Origin of the sequence: Sulfitobacter sp. TCYB15 (assembly GCF_040435955.1) — a bacterium.
Lineage (GTDB): Bacteria > Pseudomonadota > Alphaproteobacteria > Rhodobacterales > Rhodobacteraceae > Sulfitobacter > Sulfitobacter pontiacus.
This window is the reverse complement of the sequence record NZ_CP159193.1, coordinates 1,176,899-1,198,086: the sequence shown is the minus strand read 5'-3', so window position 1 is coordinate 1,198,086 and position 21,188 is coordinate 1,176,899. Positions and strand designations below refer to the sequence as shown.

At 63.0% G+C, this 21,188-nt stretch carries 15 protein-coding genes; 13 read left to right on the top strand and 2 right to left on the bottom strand.

What is annotated here, in order from left to right:
• Positions 1 to 26: 26 nt before the first annotated feature.
• A complete protein-coding gene (dnaE, locus tag ABM428_RS05720; protein ID WP_132996986.1) occupies positions 27 to 3,560 on the bottom strand; it encodes a DNA polymerase III subunit alpha in 3,534 nt (1,177 codons plus the stop codon).
• Between the two features lie 224 nt (positions 3,561 to 3,784).
• Between dnaE and xdhA the strand changes: the two genes are divergently transcribed.
• From xdhA to ABM428_RS05655, 13 genes are all read left to right on the top strand, one after another.
• Complete coding sequence (gene xdhA, locus ABM428_RS05715; protein ID WP_353628262.1) at positions 3,785 to 5,203, top strand: xanthine dehydrogenase small subunit; 1,419 nt, start codon at positions 3,785 to 3,787, stop codon at positions 5,201 to 5,203.
• Positions 5,200 to 7,605, top strand: coding sequence for a xanthine dehydrogenase molybdopterin binding subunit (gene xdhB / locus ABM428_RS05710; protein ID WP_353628261.1), 2,406 nt, complete (start codon positions 5,200 to 5,202; stop codon positions 7,603 to 7,605). Before xdhA ends, xdhB begins: the two co-directional genes overlap by 4 nt.
• A complete protein-coding gene (gene xdhC, locus ABM428_RS05705) occupies positions 7,595 to 8,566 on the top strand; it encodes a xanthine dehydrogenase accessory protein XdhC (protein ID WP_353628260.1) in 972 nt (323 codons plus the stop codon). The genes xdhB and xdhC overlap by 11 nt, the downstream gene beginning before the upstream one ends.
• Positions 8,563 to 10,083: an ABC transporter ATP-binding protein gene (locus tag ABM428_RS05700; protein WP_353628259.1), complete on the top strand. Its 1,521-nt coding sequence runs from the start codon at positions 8,563 to 8,565 to the stop codon at positions 10,081 to 10,083. Before xdhC ends, ABM428_RS05700 begins: the two co-directional genes overlap by 4 nt.
• Positions 10,084 to 10,170: 87 nt before the next feature.
• A complete protein-coding gene (locus tag ABM428_RS05695; protein ID WP_009826323.1) occupies positions 10,171 to 11,253 on the top strand; it encodes an ABC transporter permease in 1,083 nt (360 codons plus the stop codon).
• The gene (locus ABM428_RS05690) at positions 11,253 to 12,173 is read left to right on the top strand and encodes an ABC transporter permease (RefSeq protein WP_074635361.1); all 921 of its coding nucleotides are present in this window, start codon (positions 11,253 to 11,255) and stop codon (positions 12,171 to 12,173) included. The genes ABM428_RS05695 and ABM428_RS05690 overlap by 1 nt, the downstream gene beginning before the upstream one ends.
• Before the next feature lie 52 nt (positions 12,174 to 12,225).
• Positions 12,226 to 13,299 carry a BMP family ABC transporter substrate-binding protein gene (locus ABM428_RS05685; protein ID WP_005852062.1) on the top strand — a complete coding sequence of 358 codons (1,074 nt, stop codon included), beginning with the start codon at positions 12,226 to 12,228 and terminating at the stop codon, positions 13,297 to 13,299.
• 132 nt (positions 13,300 to 13,431) lie between these two features.
• On the top strand, positions 13,432 to 13,797 hold the full coding sequence (locus tag ABM428_RS05680; protein ID WP_005852060.1) for a hypothetical protein: 366 nt from the start codon (positions 13,432 to 13,434) through the stop codon (positions 13,795 to 13,797).
• A 68-nt stretch (positions 13,798 to 13,865) separates the two neighbouring features.
• A complete protein-coding gene (locus ABM428_RS05675; protein ID WP_132996990.1) occupies positions 13,866 to 15,251 on the top strand; it encodes a PepSY domain-containing protein in 1,386 nt (461 codons plus the stop codon).
• An 87-nt stretch (positions 15,252 to 15,338) separates the two neighbouring features.
• Entirely contained in the window at positions 15,339 to 15,953 is a 615-nt protein-coding gene (locus ABM428_RS05670; RefSeq protein ID WP_132996991.1) for a glutathione S-transferase family protein, read from the top strand.
• Between the two features lie 104 nt (positions 15,954 to 16,057).
• The gene (locus tag ABM428_RS05665; RefSeq protein ID WP_353628258.1) at positions 16,058 to 17,143 is read left to right on the top strand and encodes an FAD-dependent oxidoreductase; all 1,086 of its coding nucleotides are present in this window, start codon (positions 16,058 to 16,060) and stop codon (positions 17,141 to 17,143) included.
• The gene (locus ABM428_RS05660) at positions 17,140 to 17,790 is read left to right on the top strand and encodes a DUF938 domain-containing protein (protein ID WP_132996993.1); all 651 of its coding nucleotides are present in this window, start codon (positions 17,140 to 17,142) and stop codon (positions 17,788 to 17,790) included. Before ABM428_RS05665 ends, ABM428_RS05660 begins: the two co-directional genes overlap by 4 nt.
• A gap of 4 nt (positions 17,791 to 17,794) precedes the next feature.
• The gene (locus ABM428_RS05655) at positions 17,795 to 18,577 is read left to right on the top strand and encodes a GH25 family lysozyme (RefSeq protein ID WP_132996994.1); all 783 of its coding nucleotides are present in this window, start codon (positions 17,795 to 17,797) and stop codon (positions 18,575 to 18,577) included.
• Positions 18,578 to 18,640: 63 nt separating this feature from the next.
• Here ABM428_RS05655 and ABM428_RS05650 read toward each other — a convergent pair whose 3' ends face one another.
• Positions 18,641 to 21,133, bottom strand: a complete 2,493-nt coding sequence (locus tag ABM428_RS05650) for an FAD-dependent oxidoreductase (protein WP_278375537.1) — start codon at positions 21,131 to 21,133, stop codon at positions 18,641 to 18,643.
• Positions 21,134 to 21,188 lie beyond the last annotated feature (55 nt).

Here is a 21,188-nt window from a genome sequence, read left to right as displayed (position 1 = left end):
AGCTGCCGCCGCCCCGATGGGCCGCGTCAGATTTCCTCTACCTCCATCACGCCGGTCAGGGACCGGATCGCGCCCTTGATCTTGGGGGTGACAGGGTATTCGGCGCAGAGGTCTACCTCCACCTCGCCGGGCAGGGTCGGGTCCATCAGGCACAGTTGTACCGGCCCCTTGCCCGCGCTGCGCGCCGCGGATCGGGCACCGGCCAGCACATCGGCGACCGCCTGAATAGCCCCCGCATCATCCACAAAGATCCGCAGCCCCATGTTGCCCGCATCCTCGACCACCGTGTCGATCGGCACCACGGACCGGCCCAGCAGTTTCAACTGGTCGCTTTCCATCGTCGCCTCGACCATGACCACGACCTTCGACCCTGTTTCAAGGTGGTCGCGCGCCAGTTCCAGCGTGTCAGAAAACAGCGTCACCTCGTAGGCACCCGTCGGGTCCGACAGTTGCGCAAAAGCAAAGCGGTTGCCGCGCGCTGATTTACGTTCCTGCCGTCCGGCGACGATCCCTGCCAGACGGGCGTTCATCGCTCCTTTGACCGAGACTTTCTCGGTCAACTCGTCCAGCGTCAGGAACGGCACACCGCCTGTTGCGGATTTGCGTTTCATCGGCCCCATGTAATCGTCCAGCGGGTGGCCCGACAGATAGAAGCCCACGGCCTTGAACTCTTCGGTCAGGCGCTCGGCGGCCTCCCAATCGTCGCAAGGCACGATGCGCGGCTCTGGCAAGTCATCCCCCGCCTCGCCAAACAGCGACACCTGATTAGAGGCTTTCTGCTCGTGGATCGCGGCGGAATAGCTGACCAACCCGTCCAGCGACTGCCAGACGCGGCGGCGGTTGTTGTCCAGCTGGTCGAACGCACCGGAGCGGGCCAGCATCTCAAGCGGACGTTTCCCCACCCGTTTCAGATCAACCCGCCGCGCCAGATCAAAAAGCGTGGCAAAGGGCTTGTCCACACCGTCCACCTTGCGGCCTTCGGTGATCAGCTTCATGGCTTCCACCCCGACGTTTTTCAGCGCGCCCAAAGCATAGACCAACGCGCCCTCGACCACCTTGAACGTCGCATCACTGCGGTTCACACAAGGCGGCACCCAGGGCAGTTCCAGCCGTTTGCGGACCTCTTCGAAATAGACCGCCAGCTTGTCGGTCAGATGGATATCACAGTTCATCACGCCGGCCATGAATTCGACCGGATGGTTCGCCTTGAGCCATGCGGTCTGATAGCTGACCACCGCATAGGCGGCGGCGTGGGATTTGTTGAAACCGTAGTTGGCGAATTTTTCCAGAAGGTCGAAAACCTCAGACGCCTTTTTCTTGTCGACCCCGTTGGCCATCGCGCCCTTTTCGAACTTGGGGCGTTCCTTGGCCATTTCCTCGGCGATCTTTTTACCCATCGCACGGCGCAGCAGGTCAGCGCCGCCAAGGCTGTAGCCCGCCATGACCTGCGCGATCTGCATCACCTGTTCCTGGTAAACAATAATCCCCTGCGTTTCCTCCAGGATATGGTCAATCGACGGATGTACGGATTCCCGTTCGCGCTGGCCGTTCTTGACCTCGCAATAGACCGGAATATTCTCCATCGGGCCGGGCCGGTACAGCGCGACCAAGGCGACGATGTCTTCGATACAGGTCGGCTTCATCCGCTTGAGGGCATCCATCATGCCGCTGGATTCCACCTGGAACACCGCCACCGTCTTGGCACTGGCATAAAGCTTGTAAGAGGCCTCGTCGTCCAGCGGGATGGTGGCGATATCGTCGATCAGCCCCTCGGGCGGCTCGAACAGCTCTGTCCCGTCGGCGGCCACATGCAGGTGACGGCCCGAGGATTTGATCTGGTCGACCGCGTTCTGGATGACGGTCAGGGTCTTGAGGCCCAGAAAGTCGAACTTGACCAGACCGGCCTGTTCGACCCATTTCATGTTGAACTGCGTCGCGGGCATATCGGACCGCGGGTCTTGATAAAGCGGCACCAGCGCGTCCAGCGGCCGGTCCCCGATCACAACCCCCGCCGCGTGGGTCGATGCGTTGCGCAACAGCCCCTCGACCTGCTGGCCATAGTTCAACAGCCGCGCGACGACTTCCTCGTTCTTGGCCTCCTCGCGCAGGCGCGGTTCATCCGCCAGTGCCTTTTCGATGCTGACAGGCTTCACGCCCTCGACGGGGATCATCTTGGACAGGCGATCCACCTGCCCGTAAGGCATCTGCAACACCCGCCCGATGTCACGCACCGCCGCCTTGGACAAAAGCGCCCCAAAGGTGATGATCTGCCCCACCTTGTCGCGCCCGTATTTGCGCTGCACATACTGGATCACCTCTTCCCGGCGATCCATGCAAAAGTCGATGTCAAAGTCGGGCATCGAGACCCGTTCGGGATTCAGGAACCGTTCAAACAGCAGTTGATAGCGCAGCGGGTCCAGATCGGTAATCGTCAGCGCATACGCCACCAGACTACCCGCCCCCGAGCCCCGCCCCGGCCCGACGGGAATATTATTGTCTTTCGCCCATTTGATAAAATCGGCAACGATCAGAAAGTAGCCGGGGAACCCCATGCCCTCGATGATGCCCAGCTCGAAATCCAGCCGTTTTTCATATTCTTCGACGGTGGTGGCATGGGGGATCACCCTCAGCCGGTTTTTCAGCCCCTCATGCGCCTGCCGCTTGAGCTCCTCGATCTCGTCATCCGCAAATTTCGGCAGGATCGGATCGCGCCGATACGCCATAAACGCGCACCGCTTGGCAATCTCGACGGTATTCTCGATTGCCTCCGGCAAATCCGCAAACAGCGTCACCATCTCGGCCTGCGACTTGAAATAGTGCTGCGCAGTCAATCGGCGACGGTCCTGCTGCTGATCGACATAGGCCCCGTCCGCGATACAGATCAGCGCGTCATGGGCCTCGTACATATCGGCCTTGGGGAAATAGACATCATTCGTCGCGACCAAAGGGATGCCCATGTCATAGGCCATCTCGACAAAGCCCCGTTCGGTCAGCTGTTCGGCCACGGGCTGGCCATCCTCGCCGGGGTGGCGCTGCAACTCGACATAAAGCCGGTCGGCAAAAGCCCCGTGCAGCCGTGCCATCAATGCCTCTGCCGCGGGGCGTTGACCGCCCTGCAACAGCTGCCCCACGGGGCCGCCCGCCCCGCCCGTCAGACAGATCAACCCACCGTTCAGCGCTTCCAGCTCCTCCAAGGTGACCTGCGGCAGCGCCCCGCCCTTGTCGATATAAAGGCAGGAGTTCAGCTTCATCAGGTTTTCATACCCGGCCTCGGATTGGGCCAGCAAAACCACAGGGGCCGGATCGCGCGGCTTTTCCCCCGGTTGCACCTTCACATAGGCCAGATCCACCTGACAGCCGATGATCGGTTGCACACCGGCCCCCGCCATGGCGACCGAGAATTCCAACGCGGCAAACATGTTGTTGGTATCCGTCAGGGCCAGCGCCGGCATATCGGCCCCCTTGCACAGATCGGGCAGCTTTTTCAGCCGCAACGCCCCTTCCAACAACGAATATTCGGAGTGCGTGCGCAGGTGAATGAATCGGGGTGCTTGTGCCATGAGGCCAACTTACCCAAGCCCACCCGCAGTCACCAGTCCCACCGGCACCCTGCGCCCGTTTTTCCAGCAACACGACACGCCCTTGAGCGCAGGACGCCACGAAATCTCTTGCCAAGCCCCCTTGCCCCCGCCTAGCCTCGTTCAACATTTGCCCGCGCCGCGTTCTACGTCGCATCGAACGCCGCGCAGATCACGGGCTGAGGTACCGCGGCGGAACGAACCCTATGGACATCACTTTTCTCCTCAACGGGGAAGTCGTGTCACTGACCGGCGTCTCCCCCACCATGACGCTACTGGACTGGCTACGCGAAACCCGACATCTGACCGGCACTAAGGAAGGCTGCAATGAAGGCGATTGTGGTGCCTGCTCCGTCATGATCAGCGACGATCAGGGCCACCGCGCCCTGAACGGCTGCATCCTTTTTCTGCCCCAGATCAACGGCAAATCCGTCACCACCGTCGAAGGGCTCTCGGCGCCTGATGGCAGCCTGCATCCTGTGCAGCAGACCATGATCGACCACCACGGCAGCCAATGCGGCTTTTGCACGCCGGGCTTTGCCGTCACCATGGCCACCGACCATCTCAACGGGGCCACGGATCACGACACGCAGCTCGCCGGCAACCTGTGCCGCTGCACCGGCTACGCGCCCATCATCCGCGCCGCCAAAGCCGCCGAGGCCGCCCCCGTGCCTGCGCACCTGCGCAACCTCAAACTTCCAGATGGCCCTAAATCCTCGGGGGGGCCGGCGCAGCCGGACGGGGGCGGACAGCCCCCTGCGACCGCGCGCCCCACGACCACGGATGAACTGGCCCACTGGTACGCCGATCACCCCGATGCGACCCTGATTGCGGGGGCAACGGATGTCGGCCTCTGGGTCACCAAACAATTCCGCGATCTGGGGCCGGTCGTGTTTCTCAACCAGATCCCCGACCTGCGCGGCATCGCCGATGGCGGGGATCACTGGCGCATCGGCGCAGCCACCACCCTTGCCACGCTTACCGCGCATTTTGCCCCGCTCTACCCCAGCTTGGGCGCGATGCTCCGGCGGTACGGAGCCGCGCAGGTGCGCAATGCGGCCACCATCGGGGGTAACATCGCCAATGGCTCGCCCATCGGGGACGGCCCTCCAGCGCTGATCGCGATGGGGGCAACATTGCACCTGCGTCACGGCGACACCCGCCGGAGCCTGCCGCTTGAGGATTTCTTTATCGACTACGGCAAACAGGACCGCGCCCCCGGAGAATTTGTCGAGGCGATCACCGTCCCGAAACTCCCCACCGGCAAGGATGACAGCCTGCGCTGCTACAAGATCAGCAAACGTTTCGATCAGGACATCTCGGCGCTGTGCGGCTGTATCAACATCACCCGCGCGGGCGATGTAATCACAGACGCACGCATCGCCTTTGGCGGCATGGCAGGCACACCGAAACGGGCAAGCCAGACCGAAGCCCTGTTGATCAACCAACCTTTTGACGAGGCGACGATCCGCCGCGCGATGGATGCCTTGGCGCTGGATTATCAGCCGATGACCGACATGCGCGCCTCGGCGCAGTATCGCCTGCTGACCGCCCAGAACCTGCTGCTGCGCTATCTGCATGACGTGAACGGCCTGCCCACGAACCTGCACGAGGTGACAGCATGAGCGTTGCCAAACCCCTCCCCCATGATGCAGCCAAGCTCCATGTCACGGGGGCTGCGCGTTACGTGGACGACATCCCGACACCGGCCACAACGCTGCATATCGCCTTTGGACTGAGCACGGTGGCCGCGGGCACGCTCAACGGCATGGACCTGCGCGATGTCGCTGCTGCCCCCGGTGTGGTGGCGGTGCTGGCGGCGGCAGATCTGCCGTTTGACAATGACGTATCCCCGTCAAACCATGACGAACCCCTGCTGGCCACCGACGCGGTACATTATGCGGGCCAACCCGTGTTCATGGTCATCGCGACAACCCACCTTGCCGCTCGCCACGCCGCGCGGCTTGGGGCGGTGGACATCACCCCGACCACCCCGATCCTGACCATAGAAGAGGCGCTGGCCGCCGATGCACGGTTCGAGGATGGCCCCCGCATCTACCAAAAGGGCGATGCCGCAGCCGCGCTGACCACCGCCCCCCAAACTCTGAGCGGGACGATCAATATCGGCGGGCAAGAGCATTTCTACCTCGAAGGTCAGGCCGCCCTCGCCCTGCCGCAAGATAATGGCGACATGGTCGTCCATTCCTCGACCCAGCACCCGACCGAGATCCAGCATAAGGTGGCAGAGGCGCTTGGCACGCCGATGCACGCCGTGCGGGTAGAGACGCGGCGCATGGGCGGTGGCTTTGGTGGTAAGGAAAGTCAGGGCAATGCGCTCGCCGTGGCCTGTGCCGTCGCCGCCGCCCGCACGGGACGCCCCTGCAAAATGCGATATGACCGTGATGACGATATGATCGTCACAGGCAAACGCCATGATTTCCGCATCGACTATACCGTAGGGTTTGACGCCACTGGCCGCATCTCGGCGCTGGATTTCACCCATTACACCCGCTGTGGCTGGGCGATGGACCTGTCCCTGCCCGTGGCCGACCGTGCGATGCTGCATGCGGATAATGCCTATCACCTCGATAACATCCGCATCACCTCGCACCGCTTGCGCACCAACACGCAAAGCGCCACCGCGTTTCGCGGGTTTGGCGGGCCACAGGGGATCGTGGGCATCGAACGGGTTATGGACCATATCGCGCAGTCACTCGGGTTTGATCCGCTGGCGGTGCGGCGGGCCAATTTCTACGCCGATGTGATGCAGCCTGACGCTACCGGACAGGCCCGTGACCACCGCGCCCTGCCCCATGATACCGAGGCTGATCTTGCTTCTCGCGGGGCACCGCCCGCACCACAGGAAAGCACGCCACCCCAGCCCACGGGTCTGCAAACCACCCCCTACCACCAACCGGTGCAGGACTGTATCATCAACGCGCTGACCGACCGGCTGGCCCAGACATCAGACTACACCGCACGCCGCGCCGCCATTGCCGACTGGAACGCGACGCAGCCGGTTCTGAAACGCGGCATCGCGCTGACGCCGGTCAAGTTCGGCATCTCTTTCACCCTCACCCACCTTAATCAGGCGGGGGCGTTGGTGCATGTCTATCAGGACGGGTCGATCCACCTGAACCACGGCGGCACGGAAATGGGACAAGGCCTGTTCCAAAAGGTCGCGCAGGTCGCCGCCAGCCGCTTTGGCGTTGACCTCTCGGTCGTCAAGATCACCGCGACGGATACGGGCAAGGTGCCCAATACCTCGGCCACGGCGGCGTCTTCGGGGACGGACCTGAACGGCATGGCGGTCCAAGCGGCCTGCGACACGATCCGCGACCGCATCGCCGACCATCTGGCCGAGCGTTATCAGACCACCGCAGACCAGATACGCTTTGCCGATGGTCAGGTTCATATCGGGGAAAAGGTGATCAGCTTTGCCCAAGCTGCCGCCTCTGCCTATGAAAACCGCGTGTCGCTGTCCTCCACCGGCTACTACAAGACACCCGAAATCGAATGGGACCGCATCAAGGGTCGCGGCCGCCCGTTCTTCTACTTTGCTTACGGCGCGGCCGTCACCGAAGTGGTGATCGACACGCTAACGGGCGAAAACCGCATTTTGCGCGCGGACATCTTGCACGACGCGGGCGCATCGCTGAACCCCGCGCTGGACATCGGCCAGATCGAAGGCGGCTATGTGCAGGGCGCGGGCTGGCTCACGACCGAGGAACTCGTCTGGGATGCCAAAGGCACGCTGAAAACCCATGCGCCGTCGACCTACAAAATCCCCGCCATCTCGGACCGGCCCGATGTGTTCAACGTGGCGCTTTGGGACGAACCCAACCCCGCGCAGACGATCTACCGGTCAAAAGCGGTGGGGGAGCCGCCGCTGATGCTGGGCATCTCGGCCTTCATGGCGCTGTCGGATGCGGTAAGCGCCTGTGGGGACGGGTTTGGTGACCTGCAAACACCCGCCACGGCCGAAGCAGTGCTGACCGCCATCGGGAAGGCCCGCAATGCCCTTTGACCGCGCAGCCCTGGCGCAGGCCGTTGCCGCGCATGGCACGGTGGCGCGCATCGTTCTGGTGCAGGTCAAAGGCTCTGCCCCGCGTCCGGCGGGAACGTCGATGCTGGTCTGGGCGGGCGGTGCTTCCGGCACAATCGGCGGCGGCCAGCTTGAGCTGCAATCGATGCGCGACGCCGCCGCCATGCTCGCGGGTGGCCCCCGCAGCAAGCTGACCCGTGCCGCCCTTGGCCCTGCGATGAACCAATGCTGCGGCGGGGCGGTGACAGTGGTGACAGAGCGTTTCGACGCCGCCACAGTCGAAGCCCTGCCCGACACCTACCCCGACATCTACCTGCGCGCTGTTGATCCGGCGGCCCCGCCCCTTGCCGACAGCTTTCGCGCCAAGATCGACCGTGCCAGTGGCGGCGCGACACCGCTCGCCATTACCCTGCACGGTGGCTGGTTGGCAGAGCCGATGTGGCAGCCCGCGCGGCAAGTGGTCATTCACGGCGCGGGCCATGTCGGCAGCGCGCTGGCGCGTATTCTGGCCCCGCTGCCGCAGTTTCGCGTCACACTCGCAGACCCGCGCCCCGGGTATCTCGACGATCTGCCGACGGGCGTCAGCGGCGTCGATGGCCCTTGGCGTGCCGCGCTGCACAGCGCCGAAGATGACGCTGCACATTTCATCATGACACCGGCCCATGACGACGATCTGGACCTGTGCCACCGCTTGCTGCAACGCGATTTCGCCTTTGGCGGGTTGATCGGGTCAGACACGAAATGGGCCCGGTTTCGTAGCCGTCTGGCCGCCCTTGGCCATGCCCCCGAACAGATCGCCCGCATCACCTGCCCCATCGGCGCGCGGCAATTTGGCAAGCATCCTCAAGCGATTGCGCTTGGGGTGGCCACGCAACTCTTGCAATTTGAACCCGCCCGCACGAATAAACAGGTTCGTTTGACACAAAAGGAACGCTGCGCATGACCGACACGCCCCTTCTGGCGCTTTCCGGGCTGACCAAAGCCTACCCCGGTGTTGTCGCCAATGATGACGTGTCACTGCGGATCGCGCCGGGCGAAGTCCACGCGCTGCTGGGGGAAAACGGCGCGGGCAAATCGACGCTGGTCAAGATGATCTATGGGCTGGTCAAACCCGATAGCGGCACGATGCAGATGCACGGAGCCAGTTTCGCCCCGCACGAGCCCCGCGCCGCACGCGCCGCCGGTGTGGGCATGGTGTTCCAGCATTTCTCGCTGTTTGACGCGCTCAGCGTGGCCGAAAACATCGCCCTCGGGATGGAGAACGCGCCCAAGCTGCGCACCCTCAGCAAGCAGATCCGCGACGTGTCCGAGGCCTACGGCCTGCCGCTGGCCCCCGACCGCATCGTCGGCGACCTTTCGGCCGGTGAACGCCAGCGGGTCGAGATCATCCGCTGCCTGCTGCAAGACCCCAAACTGTTGATCATGGATGAACCCACCAGCGTTCTGACCCCGCAAGAGGTTGAAATCCTGTTCAAAACCCTGCGCAAGCTCAGCGCCGAGGGCACCGCGATCCTCTATATCTCGCACAAGCTCGAAGAGATCCGCAGCCTGTGTGACAGCGCCACGATCCTGCGATTGGGCAAAGTGGTAGGCCATTGCACCCCGTCAGAGACGACGGCACGGGATATGGCAGAAATGATGGTGGGCAGCACGCTCAAGACACCGACCCGCGCAGGCAAGACCCCCGGCGCGGTCAAGCTGGACCTGAGGGGGCTGTCCGCGCCCTCACCCAGTTCCTTTGGGATGCCGCTGCGTGACATCACCGTGCAAGTCCGCGCGGGCGAGATTCTGGGCATCGGTGGCGTGGCGGGCAACGGGCAGGATGAATTGCTGTCGGCCCTGTCGGGCGAGCTGCCGACCGCCGCTGGCATGATCGGGTTCGAGGGTCAAGACGTGGGCCAGCTTGGCCCCACCGCGCGCCGCCGTCTGGGTATCCTGACCGCGCCAGAGGAACGGCTTGGTCATGCCGCCGCCCCTGATATGTCCCTGACCGAGAATGCGATGCTGACCGGTGCCGTGCGCGAAAAGCTGGAGCGGCGCGGCCTGTTGAACTGGCCCGCCGCCAAACGGTTTGCCGAACGTATCATCGCGGATTTCGACGTGCGCACCCCCGGCCCCGGCAATGCCGCGCGGTCGCTGTCGGGCGGGAACCTGCAAAAATTCGTCATCGGCCGCGAGGTGTTGCAAAATCCGCAGGTGTTGGTGGTCAACCAGCCCACATGGGGGGTCGATGCCTCTGCCGCGGCGGCGATCCGGCAGGCGCTGCTGGATCTGGCCGAGAATGGCACAGCGGTGATCGTGATCAGTCAGGATCTGGACGAGCTGATGGAAATCTCGGACCGCTTCGCCGCGCTGAACGAGGGCCGCCTGTCGGAGCCGCGCGCCGCGGCAGGGCTGACGGTGGACGAGATCGGATTGATGATGGGCGGGGCCCACGGGATGGAGGTGGCGCATGTTTGACGCGTTGCTTGCGGGGGTTTCACACCCCCACACCCCCGTGGAGTTTTCCTTGCAAAATAAAGCAGATGACAAGAACTGGGGCGCGGCATGATGCGGCTTGAGAAACGGCCGCAGGCCAGCCGGGCGTTTTCTTATGCAACGCCGGTTTTGGCGGTGATTGCCACGATGGTTTTTGGCGGCGCGCTGTTCGCGGTGCTTGGCAAAGACCCTGTGGCGTCGATCATGACGATTTTCTGGGAGCCGCTGTTCGGCGATTTCGCCTTTTACTATCGCCCGCAATTGCTGGTGAAAGGGGCACCCCTGGTCTTGATCGCCATTGGCCTGTCGCTGGGGTTCAAGGCGGGGATATGGAACATCGGAGCCGAGGGCCAGTACATCATGGGGGCCATTTGTGGCGCCGGTGCAGGTCTGGCCTTCTACCCCGCAGAGAGTGTTTTTATCTTTCCGGTGATGGTGCTTGCAGGCGCGCTTGGCGGATGGGTCTGGGCCATGATCCCTGCCGTGCTCAAGGTCAAATTCGGGACGAACGAGATTCTCGTGTCATTGATGCTGGTCTATGTGGCGGAACAATTCCTCGCCTCTGTCAGCCTTGGGTTGCTGAAAAACCCCGAAGGCTTCGGCTTTCCGGGCAGCCGCAACCTGCAGCAATATGCATCGGCCCATAATGGCGAGTTGATCGCGGGATCGGGGATGCATTGGGGGGTGGTTGCCGCCCTGATCGCGGTGATCTTTGCCTATGTCTTATTGGCGCGGCACCGGTTGGGCTTTGCCATCCGCGTGACCGGGGAGGCGCCGCGGGCGGCGCGGTTTTCCGGCGTGAACCCGACACGGCTGGTGTTGTTCTGCATGGGCATGTCGGGTTTGCTGGCCGGTCTGGCAGGGATGTTCGAGGTCGCGGGTCCTGCGGGGCAGATCACCATCGATTTCAACGTGGGCTACGGGTTCACCGCGATCATCGTCGCTTTTCTAGGGCGGTTGCATCCGGTGGGTATCCTGCTGGCCGGTGGTCTGATGGCGCTGACCTATATCGGGGGCGACATCGCGCAAAGCCAGTTGGGATTGCCTGCCGCTGCCATTCAGGTGTTTCAGGGGATGTTGCTGTTCTTCCTGCTCGCCTTTGATCTTTTCACCCATTACCGGCTGCGCCTTGGCCGGACGGAGGTCGCGTAATGGATCTGTCTGCAATCAATCCGGTGCTCTTTGTCGCGGGCTTTCTGGTGGCGGCGACGCCACTGATCTTTGCCGCTTTGGGCGAGCTGGTGGTCGAGAAATCCGGCGTGCTGAACCTTGGGGTCGAAGGGATGATGATCATCGGCGCGATCTGCGGCTTTGCGACCGCCGTTGAGACCGGATCGCCCCTATTGGGCTTTGCCGCCGCGGCCGTGGGGGGCGCGTTGCTGAGCCTGCTGTTCGCCTTCCTGACGCAGATCACATTGGCCAATCAGGTCGCATCGGGCTTGGCGCTGACGCTGTTCGGGCTGGGGTTTTCGGCGTTGCTGGGGCAAAGCTATGTCGGGATCAAACCACCGCGCCTGCCGGATGTGAACTTTGGCCCGCTGCATGACATTCCCGTCATCGGGCCGATCTTCTTTTCCCATGACATTATTCTGTACTTGGGCTTTGCGCTGGTCGTCGCCGTTTGGGCAGTGCTGAAATTCACCCGCATGGGGCTGATCCTGCGCGCTGTCGGCGAAAGCCACGAGGCGGCCCACGCCCTTGGCTACAAGGTGGTGCGCATCCGCACGCTGGCGATCATGTTCGGCGGGGCCTGTGCCGGTCTGGGCGGGGCCTACATCAGCCTGATCCGTGTGCCCCAATGGACAGAAGGCATGACCGCAGGTGTGGGCTGGATCGCCCTTGCGCTGGTGGTTTTTGCCAGCTGGAAGCCCTGGCGGCTGTTGCTGGGTGCCTATCTTTTTGGCGGTATCACGCAGCTTCAGCTGAATCTGCAAGGCGCGGGCGTTGCCATTCCAGTCGAGTATCTGGCAATGTCGCCCTACATCATCACCATCCTTGTGCTGGTGATCCTTTCCGCGGATAAAAGCGCTGCTCCGGCATCGCTGGGCCGCACTTTCCACGCCTCTCACTAGGGGCCTATCTTCAAGCGCCGGATAAAAGGCGCGTTACTCAGGGGACTACGTTATGAAATTCACCACACTTATGGCCAGCGCGGCACTGGCGCTTGGGCTTGCGGGCGGCGCATATGCCCAAGACAAGACCAAAGTCGGTTTTGTCTTTGTCGGCCCCGTCGGCGATGGCGGCTGGACCTATGAACACAACCAGGGCCGTCTGGCTGTCGAGAAAGAATTCGGCGATGCTGTCGAAACCGTCTTTGTTGAAAACGTGGCCGAGGGCCCCGATTCCGAGCGTGTGATGACGCAGATGGCGCTGGACGGCGCGGACCTGATCTTTACCACGTCTTTTGGCTATATGGACCCGACCATCAATGTCGCGGGCAAATTCCCGGATGTGAAATTCGAACACGCCACCGGCTACAAACGTGCCGACAACGTGTCGACCTATTCCGCGCGTTTCTACGAAGGTCGCGCCATTCAGGGTCACATCGCCGGCAAGATGACCAAATCGAACATCATCGGCTATATCGGGTCCTTCCCGATCCCCGAAGTGATCCGTGGCATCAACTCGGCCTATATTCACGCCAAGAAGGTGAACCCCGATGTCGAGTTCAAGATCGTCTGGGCCTACACATGGTTTGACCCCGCCAAAGAAGCAGATGCGGCCAAGGTTCTGATCGAACAGGGGGCGGATGTTGTCCTGCAGCACACCGATTCCACAGCACCTCAGGCGGCGGCGCAAGAAGCGGGCGACGTGATCACCTTTGGTCAGGCGTCCGACATGGCGCAATACGCGCCCAAGCCGCGCGTCTCGTCGATCATTGACGATTGGGCCCCCTATTACATCGCCCGCACCAAGGCGGTCATGGATGGCACATGGGAAAGCAAAGACACATGGGACGGCATCGGTGCCGGCATGGTTGGTATCGGCGAGATTACGGACGCCGTGCCTGCCGACGTAAAAGAAGAAGCGCTGGCGCTGAAAGCATCGATCGCGGATGGGTCCTACCACCCGTTCACCGGCCCGCTGAAAAAGCAGGACGGTTCCGATTTCCTGGCGGAAGGCGAAACAGCCGATGACGGCACGCTGGCGGGCATGAACTTCTATGTCGAAGGCATCAAGGGCGACATTCCGAACTAAGCCGGACACTGACCTGACACGATCAAAGGCCTCGCATCCGCGGGGCCTTTTTTGTTGCGAAATCAGCGCGGTGCCCCGTCTTGCGACAAAACGCATCTGGTGCGGGGCATTCAAGCTGCCTACAGAAGGTACATGCGCTTTCTGCCCGCCTTCCCCTGCCAACTGCTTGCCACCGTTCTGGTGCTGCTGTCGCTTGCGACATCGGGGTTTGCGCATCGTTTCGCGCCCGTAGACCTGTCGCCCGAGCTGCAAGCCTATGTTGCCAATGGCGGCGCGCTGGCGGACCTCTGCGGCACCGGTGATAGCCCGCACTCAGGCAATATGGCCGATTGCAAGACCTGCCGTCTGATCGGTGCCATGGCGCTGCCCGAAGCGGTCACCGGCCTGCCCGTTCCCGTGCTTGAGAAAACGCAAACCCTGCGCTTTGTGGCGAAACGGCTGCTGCACACACGCAAGCCTGACCCCAGCCGGCTGACCCGCGCCCCGCCCCAAGTCTGAACATCTATCCCAATTGTTCATTCTTTCCGCCTGCCGATGATGCAGGCCCTTAGGCTTGGAGCCCTCATATGACGCCCCCTACCCAAACCACGCAGCCCGACGGCGGCGTGAACAAACTCTACTTTGCTGCATGGCGGTGGCATTTCTATGCCGGGCTGTTCGTGCTGCCCTTTCTATCGGTTCTCACCATAACCGGTATGGCGATGCTGTGGATCGCCTGGATTGACGGGCGCGACGGTGAATATACCCCGGTGACCGTGCAGAAAACTGTTCTGTCGGTCTCGGCACAGTCGCAAGCCGCGGTCGAGGCCGTGCCCGGCGGCACGCTGGTGCAATATGTGGCCCCACGCGCGCCTGATCTGGCGGCCCTGTTCCGCGTGGACCACGATGGGGATGCGGTGATGGTTGCGGTTGATCCCTATACGGCCAAGGTGATCGAGAGCTTTCCGCGTCGGTCCGGCTGGTATGATTTCGCGGATGGCATCCACAGTGATCTGATGCTGGGGGTGACCGGTGATCGCATGATTGAAGCCGCGGCCTCGATCGCCTTGGTGCTGATTGCCACGGGGCTTTATATGTGGTGGCCGCGTGGTGCAGGCTGGCGCGGGACGCTGGTGCCACGTTTCACCAAGGGCCGTGCGATGTGGAAATCACTGCATGGCGTTGTGGGCATCTGGGTATCGGCCTTTCTGGTGCTGTTCCTGATCTCGGGCCTGTCTTGGGCGGGCATCTGGGGCGGCAAGATGGTGCAAGCCTGGAGCCAGTTCCCTGCCGAGAAATGGGATGCCGTGCCCCTCTCGGACGACATCCACGCCAGCATGAACCACCACCGCCGCGAGGTGCCTTGGGCGCTGGAACAAACGCCGATGCCTGCCTCTGGTAGCGCGGCTGGGGAGGCGGGCATTGAAGGGGCCGTCACGATTGACAGCATCGATGCATTGGCGCGCGAGATCGGCTTTGACGCGCGCTATCAGATGAACCTGCCGCAGGACGATACCGGCGTCTGGACGCTAAGCCGCGATTCCATGAACACCGACAGCACCGACCCGATGTCGGACCGCACCGTGCATATCGACCAGCACAGCGGCAATATCCTCGCCGATGTGCGCTATGCCGATTATTCGCTTGCGGGCAAAGCCATGGCGGTGGGGATTGCGCTGCACATGGGCACCTTGGGGCTGCTGAGCGTGCTGGCCAATACGCTGGTCTGCCTGTCGGTGCTGTTCCTCTGCGTCAGTGCGCTGGTGCTTTGGTGGAAGCGCCGCCCTACCGCCGCTGGCCGCCTGTCCGCCCCGCCCATGCCGTCAGAGCTGCCGTTGTGGCAGGGGGCCGTGCTGGTCGGGCTGTTCGTGTCGATGGCTTTCCCCATGGCCGGGGCCGTGCTGCTGAGCGTGCTGGCGGTCGATGTGTTGATCCTGTCGCGCCTGCCCGCGCTGCGTCACCGTCTGACCTGACCTCAAGCCCCCGCGCCGTTTGTCAAATACGGCGCGGGGGATGCATGCCCACTACCCATCCGGCTGCAACACGCTATCATCAGCGTCATGATCAAAATCCACCACCTGAACCGGTCCCGCTCTCATCGCATTTTGTGGCTGCTCGAAGAAATCGGCGCGCCTTATGATGTCATTCCCTATACCCGCGATGCCAAGACCAACCTCGCCCCGCCCGAACTAAAGCTCGTGCACCCCTTGGGCAAATCCCCCATGGTCGAGATCGACGGCACGCTGATCGCCGAGAGCGCGGCCATCACCGAAGTGCTTTGCACCCGTTTCGCGCCGCAGATGATCCCCGATCGTGACAGCGCCGCCTATCTGCAACACCTTGAACTGATGCATTTCGCCGAAGGGTCCGCGATGACGCCGATCCTGCTGAACCTCTATGTCAGCCGTTTGGGCGACGCCGGTGCACCGCTGCATCCGCGCATCTCGTCTGAACTGGACAACCACTATAGCTACATGAACAGCCGCGTGCGGGCCTCGGGGCATTTTGTGCAGGATACATTATCGGCGGCGGATATCATGCTCAGCTTTCCGGCAGAGATCGCGATGCAGCAGGGCCGCGCCAAGGATTATCCCGCACTCGCTGGCTTTGTCGAGATGATCCACGCGCGCCCCGCCTATGGTCGCGCGACCGCGCGCGGCAAGACCGATGCCTAACCGCGCGGTTGCACGTCCCACCGGCCCATGTCACCCATAAGCAAAGAGCTTGGGGCCGGCGGGACAGGCCTGCGCAAAACCAGTGCAAGGGACAGGGGGTACCTATGACAGAAAGCACATCCGACATCCTTGTCATCGGCGGCGGCATCGCGGGCATCTCGGCCGCGGCGCGCCTGTCTGGTGATGCAAAAGTCACGGTGATCGAAGGGGAAAAAGCGCTTGGCTATCACGCCTCTGGCCGGTCGGCCGCGCTGATCGAAGAGAATTACGGTGCGCCCTCTGTGCAGGCGCTGAACAAGGCCACCGTCGGCTACCTGCGCGACGGCGGCTACCTGTCCCCGCGCGGCCTGATGATCATCGCCGACCGCCACGAGGAAGAGGCGTTTCACAGCGATCTCGCCCATATGGGGGTCGAACAGATCACCCCCGACGATGCGCTGCGCCTTGTGCCGATCCTGGCCGCCGAACGCATCGCCTTTGCTGGCTACCACGCTGACGCCCATGATATTGATACCGACCGTCTGCTGCAGGATTTCGCCAAAGAGTTACGCGGCAATGGCGGGCGGATTGACACCGGGCATCCCGTCACATCCATCACCCGCACGGGCAATACGTGGAAGGTCACCGCAGGCCCGCACATCCATCACGCCGCAAAACTGCTTAACGCCGCCGGAGCCTGGGCCGACCAGATCGCCATTCTGGCCGGTGTGCCCCCCATCGGCATCACCCCCTACCGCCGGTCCATGGCCCGCATTGCGGCACCGGGCGGGCATGACCTGTCGCGCTGGCCGATGTTCTTTGGCGTGGGCGAAACATGGTACGCCAAGCCCGACGCGGGTGCGCTGTTGATCTCGCCCGCCGATGAGGACGCGACCGAACCGCAGGACGCATGGGCCGACGACATGGTACTGGCCGAAGGGCTGGAGCGGTATCAGAATATGGTCGCCGTGCCGCTGACGAAACCCATCGCAACATGGGCGGGGCTGCGCAGCTTTGCCGTGGACCGCACGTTGGTGCTGGGCCCCGATCCCGCCCAGCCCGACTTCATCTGGAGCGCGGGACAAGGCGGCTACGGCTTCCAGACCAGCGCCGCCGCCTCGCAACTGGTGGCAGATCTGACCCTTGGCAACGCCCCCTCGCTGCCCGATCCGGTGGTCGAGGCACTGCGCCCCGATAGGCTGCGCGCATGACAGCCAAGCTTCCCCCAAGCGCCAGCGTCGCTCTGCCCACCCGCGGTGCCATGCTGCACGCCCCCGCCGCCGAACGGAACAAGGACGCCCTGTGTGACCTGCTGCGTGACCACGGGCCGCAAAAAGGTCGCGCGCTCGAGATTGCCAGCGGGACGGGGCAGCATATCGCCGCCTTCGCCCGCGCCCTGCCCGATCTGCACTGGCAGCCGACCGAGCCTGCCCCTGACCGCCGCGACAGCATCGACGCCTATATCGCCGAAGCCGGGCTGAGCAACGTCGCCCCCGCCGCACCGCTGGATGCAACAGCGGCGGATTGGCACAAGCCACTGCCACCGCAAGACCTGATCTTCCTCGCCAACCTGCTGCATCTGATCCCGACAGAGGCCGCACAGCAGGTCATCGCCGAAGCCGCGCTTGCGCTCGCCGCCGGTGGCACGTTGATCCTCTATGGTCCGTTCCGCCGCGAGGGTGTGCTCACCTCCGACGGAGATGCGAAATTCGATGCCGAGCTGCGCACCGCCGATCCTGCGATCGGGTACAAGGATACGGTCGACATCACGCGATGGCTCAGCGATGCTGCACTAAGCCCGATCGACAGGATCGACATGCCCGCCAATAATCTGGCCTTTATCGCACGAAAGCCGTGACCCTATGCCCCGACTTCGCGTTCTTGCCCTCCTCTCTGCCCTTGTCCTTTCGGCCTGTGGTGCGCCGCAACTCTCTGTCCCTGTGGGGGATGTGACGGCGGCCAATTTCGGCGACCGCAAGCCGTTCGACTGGCCCGGCCAAAGCCCCGACCGCTATGCGGTGCACGGCATTGATGTGGCGCGCTTCCAGCAACCGCTGAACTGGGGCGAGGCCCGCGTCTCCGGCGTGAACTTCGCCTTCATCAAAGCCACCGAAGGCGGCGATCTGCTGGACCCGATGTTCCAGAACCACTGGGACGGTGCCGGCCGCGCCGGTGTCGCCCGCGGGGCCTATCACTTCTATTATTTCTGCACGACGCCCGAGAAACAGGCCCGCTGGTTCATCGAAAACGTGCCCAAAGCGCCGGGCATGCTGCCCCCCGTGCTGGATCTGGAGTGGAACCCCTTTTCCCCCACCTGCACCCTGCGCCCGCCCGCCGATACCGTCCGCCGCAACGCCCAGACCTTTCTAAGCATCCTGCGCGCGCATTACGGGCAGCAGCCCGTCGTCTACACCACGCCGGAGTTCTATGCCCAGAATGACATGGGGCGTCTGCGCGGTGTTGAATTCTGGCTCCGCTCCACCGCCGCCCACCCGTCCGAGAAATACCCCGACGAGCGCTGGACCTTCTGGCAATACACCAGCACCGGCCGCGTCCCCGGAGCCGCCGGCGACATCGACATCAACGTCTATGCAGGTAGCCCCAGCAGTTGGGACAACTGGCTTTCGCGGCGTCAGGTGCGGTAGGAAAAAAGCCCCGCCAAACATGTGCTTGGCGGGGCTCTGTATGTGTCAGAGTAAATGTCTGCCTCACCCATCCACACGGATCGTTGCGTTTTTCGGGTCGTAGGGGCTGTCCTCCACAACTTCGGCATCCCATAGCTGGTCGAACATCTTGACCTTCAACTTTGTGCCAACCACCGCGATGTCGGGTTTGACATAGCCCATGCCGATGGATTTACCGAAGGCCACCGAATACCCGCCCGAGGTCAGGCGACCAACACGGGTGTCGCCGTGATACAGCACTTCGCGGCCCCAAGGGTCGGCGTCGTCGGGCCCGTCGATCAGCAAGGTCACACATTTGCTGCGGATACCATGGGCCTGCATTGCGTCCTTGCCGTGGAAGTCCTTGGACAGGTCGACAAAGCGCGGCAGGTCGGCCTCTAGCGGGGTGGCATCGCGGCCCAGTTCATTGCCGAAAGCGCGGTAGGATTTCTCTTGCCGCAGCCAGTTCTGTGCCCGCGCGCCGACCAGTTTCATCCCGTGTTTCTCGCCCGCCTTCTCCAGCAGATCGAACAGGTGGTTCTGCATCTCGATCGGGTGGTGCAGCTCCCAGCCGAGCTCTCCGGTATAGGCGACGCGGATGGCGCGGACGGGGACCATCCCCAGCTCGATATTGCGCATGGTCAGCCAGGGGAACCGCTTGTTGCTCAGCACCGTCTCGGGGTCCGCGTCCTTGATGACCTCTTTCAGGACATCGCGCGATTTGGGGCCCGCGATGGCAAAGACACCCCATTGCGTGGTCACGTCATGACATTCGATATAACCGAATTCGGGCGCTTTATCGGCAATGGCCTTGCGCAGGAAATCACTGTCATAGGCCGTCCAGGCCCCGGCGGACACAAGGTAGTATTCATCCTGAGCGAGCCGCACGATGGTATATTCGGTGCGCGTGGTGCCGTTGATCGTCAGCGCATAGGTCAGGTTGATGCGTCCGACCGAGGGCAGCTTGTTGCAAGTGAACCAATCCAGAAAGGCAGTGGCCCCCGGCCCCTTGACCAGATGTTTGGTAAAGGCGGTCGCATCGATCAGGCCCACGCCCTCGCGGATCGCCTTGGCCTCATCGACCGCATGCTGCCACCAGCCGCCGCGCCGGAAGGACCGGCTGTCGTGGTCATTGAACCCCAGCGGCGCAAAGTAGTTCGGGCGTTCCCACCCGTTCACATGGCCGAACTGTGCGCCACGGGCCGCCTGACGGTCATAGGCAGGCGAGGTACGCAAGGGCCGACAGGCGGGGCGCTCCTCATCCGGGTGGTGCAGGATATAGACGTGCTCATAGGCCTCTTCGTTCTTGCGCGCGGCATATTCGGTGGTCATCCAGTCGCCATAGCGTTTGGGGTCCAGCGACGCCATGTCGATCTCGGCCTCGCCCTCGACCATCATCTGCGCAAGGTAGTAGCCCGTGCCCCCCGCAGCTGTGATCCCGAAAGAGAACCCTTCGGCCAGCCACATATTGCGCAGGCCGGGTGCCGGACCGACCAGCGGGTTGCCGTCGGGCGTATAGCAGATCGGCCCGTTGAAATCGTCCTTGAGGCCGGAGTCCGCACAAGACGGGACGCGGTCGGCCATCGCCATATACTGATCCGCAATCCGGTCCAGATCCAGCGGAAACAGATCGGCCCGGAAGCTGTCCGGCACCCCATATTCGAACCGCGCAGGCGCGCCGCGCTCGTAGATGCCCAAAATCCAGCCGCCGCGTTCCTCGCGGGCGTAGGATTCATTGTCGGCGTCGCGCACCACCGGATGCTCCGGATTGCCGTCGGCGCGCCATTTGACCAGCTCGGGGTCCTGATCCATCACGATAAACGTATGTTCGACCGGAATGGCAGGCATCTTGATGCCCAGCATCTTGGCGGTGCGCTGCGCGTGGTTGCCGCTGGCGGTAACGACATGCTCCGCGGTGATCACGACCTGCTCGTCCGAGGGGACTAGGTTCCCGCCCTTCTCGACCATCTTGGTGATGGTAACCTCCCACGCCGCGCCATTCCAGTGAAAGGCATCCGCCTGCCACTTGCGCTCGATCGCCACGCCCCGCTGCCGCGCGCCCTTGGCCATCGCCATGGTGACATCGGCGGGGTTAATGTAGCCGTCCGTCTGGTGGTACAGCGCGCCTTTCAGATCGTCGGTCTTGATCAGCGGCCATTTTGCCTTGATCTCGTCCGGCGTCATGAAGGTATAGGGCACGCCGCAGGTCTCGGCGGTCGAGGCATAGAGCATGTATTCATCCATGCGTTCGTCCGTCTGCGCCATGCGCAGGTTGCCCACCACGGCAAAGCCCGCGTTCAGGCCGGTCTCTTCCTCAAGCGTCTTGTAGAACTTGATCGAATAGTCGTGGATGTGGGTCGTCGCATAGGACATGTTGAAATAGGGCAGCAACCCTGCCGCGTGCCATGTAGACCCCGAGGTCAGCTCGTCCCGCTCAAGCAACATCACATCGTCCCATCCGGCGCGGGCCAGATGATAGGCAATCGACGTGCCAACGGCACCGCCGCCCACAACCAGTGCTTTGACTTGAGTTTTCATGAATCCAATGCTCCGCCAGAATAGGTCTTAGCGACATTTAGCAGCCCCCGCGCAA

What these genes read in the sequence shown, in the direction of transcription:
- ABM428_RS05655 (WP_132996994.1), top strand. Translation starts at nt 17,795, where the DNA reads ATGCCCCGACTTCGCGTTCTTGCCCTCCTCTCTGCCCTTGTCCTTTCG.
- ABM428_RS05685 (WP_005852062.1), top strand. Translation starts at nt 12,226, where the DNA reads ATGAAATTCACCACACTTATGGCCAGCGCGGCACTGGCGCTTGGGCTT.
- ABM428_RS05670 (WP_132996991.1), top strand. Translation starts at nt 15,339, where the DNA reads ATGATCAAAATCCACCACCTGAACCGGTCCCGCTCTCATCGCATTTTG.
- dnaE (WP_132996986.1), bottom strand. Translation starts at nt 3,560, where the DNA reads ATGGCACAAGCACCCCGATTCATTCACCTGCGCACGCACTCCGAATAT.
- xdhB (WP_353628261.1), top strand. Translation starts at nt 5,200, where the DNA reads ATGAGCGTTGCCAAACCCCTCCCCCATGATGCAGCCAAGCTCCATGTC.
- ABM428_RS05675 (WP_132996990.1), top strand. Translation starts at nt 13,866, where the DNA reads ATGACGCCCCCTACCCAAACCACGCAGCCCGACGGCGGCGTGAACAAA.
- ABM428_RS05660 (WP_132996993.1), top strand. Translation starts at nt 17,140, where the DNA reads ATGACAGCCAAGCTTCCCCCAAGCGCCAGCGTCGCTCTGCCCACCCGC.
- ABM428_RS05700 (WP_353628259.1), top strand. Translation starts at nt 8,563, where the DNA reads ATGACCGACACGCCCCTTCTGGCGCTTTCCGGGCTGACCAAAGCCTAC.
- ABM428_RS05650 (WP_278375537.1), bottom strand. Translation starts at nt 21,133, where the DNA reads ATGAAAACTCAAGTCAAAGCACTGGTTGTGGGCGGCGGTGCCGTTGGC.
- ABM428_RS05690 (WP_074635361.1), top strand. Translation starts at nt 11,253, where the DNA reads ATGGATCTGTCTGCAATCAATCCGGTGCTCTTTGTCGCGGGCTTTCTG.
- ABM428_RS05695 (WP_009826323.1), top strand. Translation starts at nt 10,171, where the DNA reads ATGATGCGGCTTGAGAAACGGCCGCAGGCCAGCCGGGCGTTTTCTTAT.
- ABM428_RS05665 (WP_353628258.1), top strand. Translation starts at nt 16,058, where the DNA reads ATGACAGAAAGCACATCCGACATCCTTGTCATCGGCGGCGGCATCGCG.
- ABM428_RS05680 (WP_005852060.1), top strand. Translation starts at nt 13,432, where the DNA reads ATGCGCTTTCTGCCCGCCTTCCCCTGCCAACTGCTTGCCACCGTTCTG.
- xdhC (WP_353628260.1), top strand. Translation starts at nt 7,595, where the DNA reads ATGCCCTTTGACCGCGCAGCCCTGGCGCAGGCCGTTGCCGCGCATGGC.
- xdhA (WP_353628262.1), top strand. Translation starts at nt 3,785, where the DNA reads ATGGACATCACTTTTCTCCTCAACGGGGAAGTCGTGTCACTGACCGGC.